This is a genomic window from Rhodococcus sp. GA1, from assembly GCF_024321955.1.
Lineage (GTDB): Bacteria > Actinomycetota > Actinomycetes > Mycobacteriales > Mycobacteriaceae > Rhodococcus > Rhodococcus pyridinivorans.
Map to the genome: position 1 here is coordinate 3,021,338 of NZ_CP097186.1, position 12,311 is coordinate 3,033,648.

Annotated in this window: 9 protein-coding genes; all 9 read left to right on the plus strand. The window is 68.0% G+C overall.

From position 1 onward, the window contains the following. The first annotated feature begins 26 nt into the window (after positions 1-26). The 9 genes from M3330_RS14350 to M3330_RS14390 all read left to right on the plus strand — a co-directional run bounded on the left by M3330_RS14350 (position 27) and on the right by M3330_RS14390 (position 12,282). Positions 27-1,475: a uracil-xanthine permease family protein gene (locus tag M3330_RS14350; RefSeq protein ID WP_006551031.1), complete on the plus strand. Its 1,449-nt coding sequence runs from the start codon at positions 27-29 to the stop codon at positions 1,473-1,475. A gap of 87 nt (positions 1,476-1,562) precedes the next feature. Then, a complete protein-coding gene (locus M3330_RS14355) occupies positions 1,563-2,477 on the plus strand; it encodes a xanthine dehydrogenase family protein subunit M (protein ID WP_019290758.1) in 915 nt (304 codons plus the stop codon). Next, positions 2,474-3,145, plus strand: a complete 672-nt coding sequence (locus M3330_RS14360) for a (2Fe-2S)-binding protein (RefSeq protein ID WP_006551027.1) — start codon at positions 2,474-2,476, stop codon at positions 3,143-3,145. Before M3330_RS14355 ends, M3330_RS14360 begins: the two co-directional genes overlap by 4 nt. After that, positions 3,142-5,670: an aerobic carbon-monoxide dehydrogenase large subunit gene (gene cutA, locus M3330_RS14365; RefSeq protein WP_255025122.1), complete on the plus strand. Its 2,529-nt coding sequence runs from the start codon at positions 3,142-3,144 to the stop codon at positions 5,668-5,670. Before M3330_RS14360 ends, cutA begins: the two co-directional genes overlap by 4 nt. Further along, on the plus strand, positions 5,667-6,344 hold the full coding sequence (locus M3330_RS14370) for a carbon monoxide dehydrogenase subunit G (RefSeq protein ID WP_006551024.1): 678 nt from the start codon (positions 5,667-5,669) through the stop codon (positions 6,342-6,344). Before cutA ends, M3330_RS14370 begins: the two co-directional genes overlap by 4 nt. Positions 6,345-6,540: 196 nt before the next feature. After that, complete coding sequence (locus M3330_RS14375) at positions 6,541-8,643, plus strand: hydantoinase/oxoprolinase family protein (RefSeq protein ID WP_230811178.1); 2,103 nt, start codon at positions 6,541-6,543, stop codon at positions 8,641-8,643. Then, a complete protein-coding gene (locus M3330_RS14380; RefSeq protein ID WP_006551022.1) occupies positions 8,640-10,592 on the plus strand; it encodes a hydantoinase B/oxoprolinase family protein in 1,953 nt (650 codons plus the stop codon). The genes M3330_RS14375 and M3330_RS14380 overlap by 4 nt, the downstream gene beginning before the upstream one ends. After that, the gene (locus M3330_RS14385; protein ID WP_255025126.1) at positions 10,592-11,440 is read left to right on the plus strand and encodes an SDR family oxidoreductase; all 849 of its coding nucleotides are present in this window, start codon (positions 10,592-10,594) and stop codon (positions 11,438-11,440) included. Before M3330_RS14380 ends, M3330_RS14385 begins: the two co-directional genes overlap by 1 nt. Positions 11,441-11,466: 26 nt before the next feature. Then, the gene (locus M3330_RS14390) at positions 11,467-12,282 is read left to right on the plus strand and encodes an enoyl-CoA hydratase (RefSeq protein WP_255025128.1); all 816 of its coding nucleotides are present in this window, start codon (positions 11,467-11,469) and stop codon (positions 12,280-12,282) included. The last annotated feature ends 29 nt before the right edge of the window (positions 12,283-12,311 follow it).

The window sequence follows — 12,311 nt, forward strand, 5'->3', positions numbered from 1 at the left end:
ACCCACACTCTGCTGAAAGGTCCGATATGCCCATCTGGACAGTGCACGGAGACGGCAAGAACATAGAACCGGGACAGGTCGTGGCGCCGATGGAGCGCCTGAGTTGGGGCCGCACCATCGGCCTGGGCGGCCAGCACGTGGTGTCGATGTTCGGCGCCACCTTCGTCTTCCCCATCATCATGGGACTCAACCCGCAACTCGCAGTCATGCTTTCGGGCTTCTGCACCCTGTTCTTCCTCGCTGTCGTCAAGGGCCGGATCCCCAGCTATCTCGGTACCTCCGCGGCCTTCGTCGGCGGCATCGCCGCGATCTACGCCCAGGGCGGGTCGCCGTCGGAGGTCACCGGTGCGATCATGGTCTCCGGGCTCGTGCTCGCCGCGATCGGTGTGGTGATCCACTTCCTCGGCGGCTCGCTGGTCTTCAAGATCCTGCCGCCGGTCGTCACCGGCGCGGTGGTCATGCTCATCGGCTTCAACCTGGCGCCGGTGGTGGCCGGTACCTACTGGCCGCAGGATCAGTGGGTCGCGCTGACGGTGATGATCGCGCTGATCGTGGGCAGTGTCGTGCTGCGCGGCTTCCTCGGCCGCGTCGCCATCTTCCTGGCATTGCTGTTCGGCTACGCACTGTCGTGGATCCTCGACCGGATCAGCGGACCGATCACCTCCTACGACGCCGGTGCCGACGCCGTCACCGAACACTTCCGCGTGAACTGGGACGGCGTCGCGTCCGCGCCGTGGTTCGGTCTGCCGCCGTTCACGGACGAAGCCGCCGGTGTCGTCGGCATCCATGCCCCGTCGTTCAGCCTCACCTTCATCGTGCTCGTGCTGCCCGGCGTCATCGCCCTGATCGCGGAGAACGCCGGACACGTCAAAGCGGTCGCCGAGATCACCAAGACCGATCTCGACCCCATGATGGGACGCGCGCTGGCCGGTGACGGTCTCGCCACGGCCCTCGCCACCGGTGTCGGCGGTTCCCCGACGACGACCTACGCGGAGAACATCGGCGTCATGGCCGCGACCCGCGTGTACTCGACGGCCGCCTACGCCGCGGCCGGTGTCATCGCGATGCTCCTCGGCTTCTCCCCGAAGTTCGGCGCGGTCATCTCCGCGACCCCCGGCGGCGTGCTCGGCGGCATCACCGTGGTCCTCTACGGCATCATCGGCCTGCTCGGCGCCAAGATCTGGAAGGAGAACGGCGTCGACTTCGGCGACCCGCGCAACCTCATGCCCGTCGCGGCCGGCCTGATCATCGCCATCGGCGACACCAGCCTCGAGTTCACCGACACGTTCTCGCTGAGCGGCATCGCGCTGGGCACCATCGTCGTTATCGGTCTCTACCACCTGTGCCGGGTCATCGCCCCCAAGGACATCGCCCCCGAGGATCCCGATACCCCCTCCGATCAGGGAGAACCGGTCCGGACGGAGCCCGATCCCGACGGGGAGAGCGGCGCCGGGAGGCTGAAGGAGTTCGCGTGACCTCTATTACATCTGACATTGTCGACCGGTGAGCTTTGTCACTTCTCCACGAAACGCCGATCACACTATGCGGGCAGGATCTGTTCAATGAAACCGTCGCCACTCACCTACCACCGACCGCGGTCGATCGATGAAGCCTGCGAGATCCTCGCGGGGGTCGCGCACGAGGGCAAAGTGCTCGCCGGCGGCCAGTCACTGATTCCACTGCTGTCGATGCGCCTGGCGGCACCGGCTCACCTCGTCGACATCGGCTCGATCCCGCGCCTCGACGCGATCTCCGCTTCACCGGAACTCGGCGTCACCTTCGACGCTCTCACCACCCACACAGCGCTCGAATCCGATTCGACGGTCGCGCAGGTCCAGCCCCTGCTGGGCCGCGCGCTCCGGTTGGTCGCACACCCGACCATCCGCAATCGCGGAACGACCGTGGGATCGATCGTCCACGCCGATCCGTCCGCGGAGATGCCGGCCGTGCTGTCGCTGCTCGGGGGAACGCTCACCGTTCGCTCCGTCCGCGGAGTCCGGCAGATCCCCGCCGCCGAGCTGTTCGCCGGGCCGCTCGAATCGACCCTCGAGGCCGACGAGATCGCCACCAGCGTGACGGTGCCGGCTGCGCGGCCGGGTACCGGCACCGCCATCGACGAGATCGCACGACGCCACGGCGACTACGCACTCGTCGGCGTGGTCGCGCAGGTGGAGGTCGAGGACGGCGCGGTGACGTCCGCCCGGATGACCTACGTCTCCGCGGGAGAACTCGGGCAGGTCGTCGACTACACCGACATCCTGCGCGGAGCCTCGGCGCACGACGAGCGCGACCCGCTCTGGCAGCAGGTCGCGGAGAAGGCACGCGAGACCGTCGAGACGGAGGCGGACATCCACGCCACCGACCGCTACCGGTCGCAGCTGGTGGCGGCACTGACCGGCCGTGTCGGCTTCGCGGCCGCGCAGGACGCGATCCGCGACGACACACGGGTACCGATGCACACGGGAGGAAGTCGATGACGAGCTCGATCCACAAGGGTGGTCGCGATGCCTCGCGGCGGACCGTCGCCGAACAGGTCGACGAGCTGCAGGCGGAGACCGGCGAGCACCACGTCGCCGTGACCTTCACCCTCAACGGCGTGACGCAGACCGTGGTGCTGCCCTCGCGCACGCTGGCATCGGACGCGATCCGTCATCACCTCCGCCAGACCGGGACCCATGTGGGATGCGAGCACGGTGTGTGCGGCGCGTGCACGGTGCTGCTCGACGGCAAGCCGGTGCGGTCGTGCCTCGTGCTCGCTGCGAGCCTCGAGGGCCGCTCGGTGACGACGGTCGAAGGGCTCGTCGAACCGGACGGCACCCTGCATCCCGTGCAGGAGGCGTTCGTCGACTGCCACGGTCTGCAATGCGGTTTCTGCACACCGGGATTCGTCACCACGATCGCCGCCTTCCTCGAGGAGAACCCGTCGCCCACCCACGAGGAGGCGACCGATGCGATCGCCGGCAACCTCTGCCGGTGCACGGGCTACCAGAACATCCGGGCGGCCGTGCTGCGCGCCGCCGAGATCAAGCGCGAACGGTCCGGAGGCTCACCGCTCGGCCCCGACAGCGAGGCGGCACGCGCCTCGCTCGACGCCAAGGTCCGCGGCGCCACCGCTCCGGTCGGAGGAAAGGCAGGACGAGCATGACCAGCGTCTCCGATTCGCCCGTCTCCACCTCGGTCTCGACGAGCACGGCAACCGACCTCGCCCCCGCCGACATCGGTGGTGCCACCGAGTCGGGCAAGTCGTTCGGCAAGCCCATCCCGCGTGTCGAGGACAACCGGCTCGTCAGCGGTAATGGCCGCTATCTCGACGATCTCGGGCACGGCGCGCTCGCCGCGGCCTTCGTCCGGTCGCCGCACGCGCACGCCCGCATCCTCGACATCGCCGTCGATGCGGCTCTCGAACTGCCGGGCGTGCACGCCATCTACACCTACGACGATCTCGAGGCCGACTCGCCCGAGATGGCCGAGAATCTCCCACTGCTCATCCCGCACCCCGCGATCACCGCTCCGCGCAACGGATATCCGCTCGCCAAGGACGAGGTGAACCATGTCGGTGAGGCGATCGTGATGGTCGTGGCCGACAACCGGTACATCGCCGAGGACGCCTGCGCGCTGATCGACATCACCTACGAGGCCCTTCCGGCCGTGGTCGGTGTCGACACCGCACGCAACGCCGAGCACGTCGTCCATCCGGATGTGCCCGACAACGTCGCGGCGCACCTCCAGCACGGGTTCGGCGACATCGAGGCGGAACTCGCCGCGGCACCGCACACGTTGACCCTCGACCTCGAGATCGAACGTTCGGCGTCGATGCCGATGGAGGGCAAGGGCGTCTACGCCCGCTGGGACGACGACGAGAAGGTGCTGACCTTCTGGACGTCCACCCAAACCTCGACGTCCGCCCGTGCTGCGATCGCCGCGCGACTGGGCATGGCGCACAACAAGGTCCATTGCATCGCCCCCGACGTCGGTGGTGGTTTCGGTGTGAAGATCGTCCACCCGTGGCCCGAGGAGGTCATGGTCACCTGGGCCGCCCGCAAGCTGGGGCAGGCCGGGATCTCCAGCGAGGTCAAGTGGGTCGAGGACCGGCGCGAACATTTCATCTCGAGCGCCCACGAGCGCGGGCAGGTCCACGAGGTCACCGTCGGGTTCGACGACGACGGCAGGCTGCTGGCCTTCGACTTCTCGATCTGGCACGACAACGGCGCGTACCTGCCGTACGGAATCATCGTGCTGCTCAACACCTCCACCCAGGTGCTCGGCCCCTACAAACCGCGCGCCTTCCGGGTGGACGCCTATTCGCTGTACACCAACACGGTCATCGTCACGCCCTACCGCGGCGCGGGACGACCCCAGGGCGCGTTCGCAATGGAGCGGGCGATGGACGCCATCGCCAAGCATCTCGGCAAGGATGTCCTCGAGGTCCGCGAGACCAACTTCATCCGCCCCGAGGAGATGCCCTACGACTTCCACCTGATCTTCCAGGACGGCCGTCCCCTCATCTACGACACCGGCGACTACCAGGCCGGAATGGACAAGCTCAAGAAGCTCATCGGCTGGGACGAGTTCGCCGAGTACAAGGAACGTGCCCGCGCCGAGGGCCGCCGCGTCGGAATCGGTGTTGGAGCGTACGTCGAGGGCACGGGACCGGGCCCGTACGAGGGCGCCCACGTGCTCATCGAGACCTCGGGCAAGGTCAAGGCCGCCACGGGCCTGACCACCCAGGGCCAGGGACACCAGACCTCCTTCGCGCAGATCGTCGCCGATGATCTCGGTGTGCCGGTCTCCGATGTCGAGATCGTCACCGGCGACACCCGCCGATTCGGGTACGCGGTCGGCACGTTCGCCTCGCGCGGTGCCGTGATGTCCGGATCTGCCTTCCACGTCGCCGCGCAGATGGTGGCGGAGAAGGCGAAGAAGATCGCCGCGGACCACCTCCACGCCGACGTCGCCGATCTCGAACTGCGCGAGGGGCACGTGTGCGTGGTGGGCACCGAACCCGGCGCGGAGGGTACCTCGATCCCACTCGGTGTCGTGGCCGTACTGTCGAACCCGCTCCGCTACGCCTTCGACGACGCATCCCGTCGCGCAACGGGATTCACGAACGCCGAGACCGACATGTCGGTGCCGCCCGTCCTCGAGGGTGAGCAGCCCGGCCTGGAGGCGACCGGCTACTACTCGCCGCCCACCTCGACGTTCGCGTCGGGAATCCACGCGGCGATCGTCGAGACCGATCCCGTCACCGCCGAGATCCGGGTGCTCCGGTACGCGGTGGTGCACGACTGCGGCAACGTCATCAACCCGCGCATCGTCGAAGGCCAGGTGCAGGGCGCGGTTGCGCAGGGCATCGGCGGCGCACTCTATGAGAAGATCGTCTACGACGAGCACGGGCAGATGCTCAACGCGTCGTACATGGACTTCCTCATGCCCTTCGTGACGGAGATGCCCGGCTCTCTCGAGATGGACCACACCGTCACCCCGTCCGCGCTCAATCCCCTCGGGATGAAGGGCGCAGGTGAGGCCGGTGTCATCCCGACGTCGGCGGTGATCGCCGCGGCCGTCGAGGACGCGGAGGGTATCCCGATCACCAGCATGCCGATTTCCCCCTCGGAGTTGTTCGAGCTGCGTCTGACCCACGCGGCGTCCCGAAACAAGGAGAACGAATGAGAATCGCCGGTACCGCGCAACTGCAGGCACCTCCCGACGTGGTGTACGACAGCCTGCAGGACGGCCGTGTTCTCGCGGCGACGATCCCGGGCGTGCAGTCGCTCGAGCAGATCAACGACAACCACTACAAGCTGTCCATCACCGCCGGAGTGGCCTCCATCAAGGGCACCTACGACGGGGAAGTGGTTCTGTCGCAGCAGAATCGCCCCGAATCGTTCGTTATGACGGCATCGGGATCCGGTGCCCCGGGAACGGTCAAGGCCGATGTGACGGTGCGTCTCGAAGAACGCGACGGCGGCACCGTGCTCACCTACGACGCGGACGCGGTCGTCGGCGGCATGGTCGGTGGTGTCGGACAACGGATGATCACCGGTGTCGCCAAGAAGATGGCCGGTGTGTTCTTCAACGGCATCGACGGTGTGATCGCCGACGGTCTGCCGGCGGCGCCGAGTGCGGCCGAAGCCGAAGTTGTCGCGGGCGTGAACGGAGCCGAGGTGGCCGAGGTCGCCGAGGGTGCGGGTGTGAAGACCACCGCGCTGCCCGTGGCCGCTGCGTCCGCTGCACCGGTACCGGCCGGAACACCTTCGGTAGCAACCGTTCTGCTGTCCGCGGGAGTGGGCGCCGGTATCGCGCTGGCGGGCGTCGCCCTGGGAGCGATCCTCGCCCGACGCTGACCTTCTCGTCGAATCTCCACGGCACCCCCGGGCCATCACGGCCCGGGGGTGCCGTCGTCTGCAGGTGGCAGGTGCACGAACCCCGAACTCCAGGCGACGAGTTCGGCGAGATGTGACAAAGAAACACCGCCGCTCAGGGGGTGGAATGTCATCAGACGTCAGGTGGGACACCGGCGAGACGAACCCAGGAGGAAACATGGGATCCAGGAAGATTCGGGTCGGTATCGATACCGGCGGAACATTCACGGACGTGGTCGCGGTGGACGACGAGTCCGGCGCCATCGTCACCACGAAGACCCCGTCGACACCGCAGGATCCGGCTATCGGCTTCCTCGCAGGCATCGAGAAGGTCCTCGCGCAGCTCGGCGAGACCGGCGACGCGATCGACGCCGTCAGTCACGGCACCACCGTCGCGACCAACAAGCTCCTCGAAGGCAAGGTCGGCACCCTCGGATTCATCACCACCGAGGGCTACGAACACGTCCTCGAGATCGCCCGCCAGTCGGTCCCCGACGGCTACGGCAACTCCTACTTCTGGGTCAAGCCCGACCGCATCGTGCCGGCCGACCGTGTCCGCACCATCCGCGGTCGTCTCGCGTACAACGGCAGCGAGATTCGTCCCCTGAACGAGGACGACGTCCGCGCCGCCGCCCGCTTCTTCAAGGACCGCGAGATCCGCACCGTCGGCGTATGCCTCATGCACTCTTACGCCAACCCCGAGCACGAGCGCCGCGTCCGCGACGTCCTCATGGAGGAGTACCCGGAGGCGACCGTGAGCATCTCCAGCGAGGTGCTGCGCGAGTACCGCGAGTACGAGCGGTCCATCACGACCCTCGTCGACGCCGCGGTCAAGCCCAACATCCGCAACTACGTCAACAACATCGCGAACCGGCTCCGCGAGTTCTCCTCCGCCGAGGGCGAACAGCGCGACATCCCGTTCTACGTGATGAAGTCCAACGGTGGCGTGCTGTCGGCGAAGGAGGTCGTGCACCAGCCGATCACGACCGTGCTCTCCGGCCCTGCAGCCGGTGCCCTGGGTGCGGCCCTGATTGCCGGCGTCGCCGGTGTCGACCAGGTGCTGACCTGCGACGGTGGCGGCACCTCCACGGACGTCACCGTGGTCGTCGGCGGCGAGCCGGCACTCACCACGGAAGGTCGCGTGGGTGTCTACCCGTCCAAGATCCCCATGATCGACGTGGTGACCGTCGGCGCCGGCGGTGGCTCCATCGCGTGGATGACCCCCGAGGGCACCCTGCGCGTCGGCCCGCAGTCGGCGGGCGCCGATCCCGGACCCCTGTGCTACGCCAAGGGTGGCAACGAGCCGACCATCACCGACGCCCACGTCCTGCTCGGTCGCATCCCTCCCCACCTGCTCGGCGGTGAGATCCCGCTCGACACCGAACTCGCCCGCAAGGGCGTCGAGGAGCTCGCACACCGTCTCGGCCTCGAATTCGAGGCGTGCGCCACGGGCATTCTCGAAGTGTCGGCCTGGAACCAGGCCAACGCGCTGCGCCAGATCACCGTCAAGCGTGGTCTCGACGTCCGCGACTTCACCTTGGTGACCTTCGGCGGCTCCGGGTCGCTGCTGGCCTGTCGCCTCATCGACATCCTCGGTCTCAAGGACGTCCTCGTGCCGCTCGAGCCCGGCAACGTCTCGGCCTTCGGGCTGCTGACCGTCGATGTCCGCAACGACTATGTGCAGACGCACGTCAGCCGCCACGACCGGTTGGAGATCGAGAAACTACAGGCCGGACTCGACGCCCTCGCGGCCGAGGCCGAACGTGCCCTGGAGGACGAGGGATTCGGGCCCGATCAGCGGCAGTACGCCCGCTCGGCGGACCTGCGCTATTTCGGCCAGGCCTTCGAGGTGCGTGTGCCGGTCGGCGACGGCCCCATCACCCAGGAACTGATGGACGAGGCGGCCGAACGCTTCCACCAGGCCCATCGCGAGCTCTACGGCTACGACTTCCGCAACGATCCCCACCAGCACGTGGAATGGGTCAACCTCCGCGTCAGCGGTATCGGCCCCATCAAGCGACCGGAACTCGCCGAGATCGCCCCGGGCACGGGGGCGGACGACGCGCTCACCGGCACCCGTCAGGCGTACTTCGACGAGTGGGTCACCACCCGCGTGTACGACCGCGCCCGCCTCGGCGCCGGCGACGAACTCGAAGGTCCCGCCGTGATCGAGGAATTCAGCTCGACCATCCCGGTTCATCCCGGATTCCGCGCTCGCATCGACACTTTCGGCAACATCCGCCTCAGCAAGACGTCCGACTCGAACGGAGCCACCCGATGACTGCGACTCTCGAACCCGCCGCGGCCACGACCCGCAAGCCCTTCCGGCTGACCGACGCTTCGGGTAGCGCTCCCGATCCGGTGCTGGTCGAGATCGTCGCCGGCTACCTCGCCAGTGTCGAGATGGAGGTGGAGACCTCCATCTCCCGGACCTCGCGCTCGCCGATGATCCGCGACGCCCACGACTTCCGTGCCGGCATCCACGACCGCAACCTGCGCAAGCTCACCGGTCGTTCGTACTCGGCGCTCGTGCATCCGGTGGCGCGGGACTTCCCGCTCGAGACGATGAAGCCCGGCGACGTCTTCTTCCACAACGACGTCTACCTCTCCGAAGGCGGCATCGGGCACCTGCCCGACCTGTGCGTCACGGTCCCGGTCTTCGCGACCCGCCCCGGCGACACCGAGCCTTCGGTGGTCGCGTTCGTGCAGGCCTTCGGCCACCACGACGACATCGGCGGTTGCTGCCCGGGCTCCATGCCCTCGGGTGCGACCACCGTGTACGAGGAGGGACTGATGGTCCCGCCGATCAAGCTGTGGGACCAGGGCGTTCCCAACGAGGCGGCGCTGCGGATCATGACCCGCAACTCCCGCATGCCCGATTCGCTCGCCGCCGACCTCGACGCCGAGTGCTCGGCGTGCCTCATGGGTGCGCGTCGACTGTCGGAACTGTTCGAACGCTACGGTGTCGAGACCGTCGAGGCCTGCTTCGACGCGATCCTCGACGCCACCACGGAGACCTACCGCCGCGAGATCCTCAGCAAGATCCCGGTGGGCACGTACACCTGGGAGGACTACGCCGAGCACGACGGTGTGGACGAGCCCATGCTGCACGTGCAGCGCATCACCCTCACCAAGACCTCCCCGGAGGACGAGGGCGGCGAGCGTCTGATCCTGGACTTCAACGGCACCGGTCCGCAGGCGAAGGGCCCGATCAACCACTGCGGTGACTACGCCGACGGCAACTTCCTCATCAAGTGGCTGGCGCCGATCCTCCGCAACCTGGCCGACACCCCGGACCGCATGGCGGAACTGGACGTCAACGAAGGTGTCGTGCCGCTGATCGAGATGAGGTTCCCGGAGCCGGGCACGCTCATCACGCCGATCTTCCCCGCTCCCACCAACGCTCGCACGTTCGTGATCCTGCGTCTGCTCGGTGTGCTCTCCGGTGTGGTCGCCAAGGCGGTCGACGGCAACATGCCTGCCGACCAGGAGACCATCCGCTACACCGGTGTGTACGGCGAGGACTTCGACGGCCACTCCTACCTCATGCGTGAGGTGCTCGGCGGCGGCTCCGGCGGCCGGCACTACGCCGACGGTGAGGACACCATCCACGTGGTGCCCGACTCGCGGAACCTGCCCACGGAGTTCACCGAGAGCCGTTTCCCGTTCATCGTCGAGAAGCTGGGTCTGGCAATCGATTCCGGTGGGGCCGGCCGCTACCGCGGTGGTCTCGGCTACGAGAAGCACATCCGCATGCTCAAGGATGCGAACTTCATGTCCATCGCGGACCGTTCGATCCTCGCCTGCTGGGGCGTCAAGGGCGGCAAGGCCGGCAAGCCGTTCTCCGTCACCCTCGATCCCGGCGGCCCGAACGAGCGCGAGTTCGACGCCCTCACGGACGCCGAGCCGATCAAGGCCGGCGAGGTCGTGCGCATCCGCACCACCGGTGGCGGTGGCTGGGGCGACCCGCTCGATCGTCCGATCGACGAGGTGGTCCGGGACGTGCTGTGGCGCAAGGTGTCCGTCGAGGGCGCCCGCGACGACTACGGCGTGATCCTGAAGGACACCTCGGCGGAGGAGCCCGTCGCCGACGTCGAGGCCACCGAGGCGCTGCGTGCGCAGATGCGCGCCGAGCGCGGCGAGGAAGAGCCCTTCTTCGACCGCGGTCCCGGTTACGCCCGCCTGTCGGGTGGTGCCGAGTTCGCCGAGTACGACTTCATCGGCAACTGATGTCGACGACGGCCACTTTCTCCCGCGGCACCGATCTCGCAGTGATCGGTGCCGCGGGGAAGACCGGAACGGCTGTCATCGCGGCGCTGGAGACAGCAGACACGACCCCCGTCCGCCGAGTGGTGCACACCGCTCGGCAGGCGGGGGATCGTGCTGTCGACCTCGAGACCGGTGCCGGGCTCGTCGACGCCCTGTCGGGCTGCCGTGGCGTCTACTTCATCGCCCCGAACATGCACCCCGACGAACCGGCGCTGTTCGAACGGTTCCTCACGGCGGTGGCCGAGGCAGGTGTCGATCACGTCGTCTACCACTCCGTCGCCTGGCCGTACACGCCGGCGATGCCGCACCACCTCGACAAGGCGCGTTGCGAGGACATCCTGCACGCTTCCGGGGTGCGGTGGACCGTTCTGCAGCCCTGCGCGTACACGGAGAACTTCGCATCCGTCCTCGACGGCTCGGTCGATGCACTCGACGTCCCCTACGACCCCGACGCGCCGTTCTCGTTCGTCGCCCTGTCGGACGTCGCGACGATGGCGGCCCGTGTCCTCGTCGAGGGTACGGACATCCACCACGGCGCCACCTACGAGCTCGGGGGACCGGACTCGGTGAGTGTGCGGCAGCTGTGCGCGGTCGCCGGGCGGTCGGTGGAGATCGAGCAGGTGTCCGTCCCGGTGTGGATGGAGCGCCACGGCCGCGACCTGCCCGCGGATACCCGGGAGCGTCTGGCGGCGATGTTCGACTTCTACGACGATCACGGCTTCGTCGCGGGAAGCGCCGTGACGGCGGCGCTGCTCGGTCGGGCGCCCGCCCGCGTCGCGGATCTCGTCTCGTCGATGCCGCGCCGGTAACCCGCCGGTGGTGTAGGAAAGGGAACGTGACGGATCGCTCTGCGGACGGCCCCGACGCCGTCGACACCCTGCCCCCGCCCGTGCTCATCGCTGTCGACGAGGCCAGCGGTATCGGGGTGCTCACCCTCGACCGCCCGGAGCAGCGCAACCCGCTGTCGGTGGAGACGATGCGCGAGGTCATCGCCGGTCTGACGGCGCTCGCGGCCGACACGAAGGTGATCGTGGTCCGCGCGGAAGGCCCGGTGTTCTCGGCCGGGCACGACCTGCGGCAGATGATCGGACGCACGCTCGACGAGGAACGCGCGATCTTCGAGACGTGCAACGAGATGATGCGGACCGTGCAGTCGATCCCTCAACCGGTGATCGCATCGGTGCAGGGCACGGCGCTCGCGGCGGGATGCCAGCTCGTCGCTGCGTGCGATCTCGCCGTCGCTGCCGGCGACGCTCGCTTCGGTACCCCGGGTGTGCGGATCGGGTTGTTCTGCTCGACGCCGATGGTCGCGGTCAGCCGCGTGATCGGCCGGAAGCGGGCGCTGCAGATGCTGCTGACCGGCGACACCATCGACGCGCAGACCGCCGCCGACTGGGGCCTGGTGAACTACGTCGTCGAACCGGAGACGCTGGAGACCGCGACCACTGAGCTCGCCCTGAAGATCGCCACGTCGTCCCCCGAGACGATGCGGATCGGCAAGGAGGCGTTCTACCGGCAGATCGATCTGCCGCAAGAGACGGCCTATGCCGCAATGGCGGAGACGATGGCGTCGAACGCGATGATCGACGACGCGCAGGAGGGGATGACGGCCTTCCTCGAGAAGCGGGCACCGGTCTGGAAGGATCGCTGATCCCGAGCGATCGCTAGGTCTGGACTAGT

Bases quoted from the DNA above. Each gene is read 5' to 3' on its own strand.
- M3330_RS14375 (WP_230811178.1), top strand. From the start codon at position 6,541: ATGGGATCCAGGAAGATTCGGGTCGGTATCGATACCGGCGGAACATTC.
- M3330_RS14360 (WP_006551027.1), top strand. From the start codon at position 2,474: ATGACGAGCTCGATCCACAAGGGTGGTCGCGATGCCTCGCGGCGGACC.
- cutA (WP_255025122.1), top strand. From the start codon at position 3,142: ATGACCAGCGTCTCCGATTCGCCCGTCTCCACCTCGGTCTCGACGAGC.
- M3330_RS14350 (WP_006551031.1), top strand. From the start codon at position 27: ATGCCCATCTGGACAGTGCACGGAGACGGCAAGAACATAGAACCGGGA.
- M3330_RS14355 (WP_019290758.1), top strand. From the start codon at position 1,563: ATGAAACCGTCGCCACTCACCTACCACCGACCGCGGTCGATCGATGAA.
- M3330_RS14380 (WP_006551022.1), top strand. From the start codon at position 8,640: ATGACTGCGACTCTCGAACCCGCCGCGGCCACGACCCGCAAGCCCTTC.
- M3330_RS14385 (WP_255025126.1), top strand. From the start codon at position 10,592: ATGTCGACGACGGCCACTTTCTCCCGCGGCACCGATCTCGCAGTGATC.
- M3330_RS14370 (WP_006551024.1), top strand. From the start codon at position 5,667: ATGAGAATCGCCGGTACCGCGCAACTGCAGGCACCTCCCGACGTGGTG.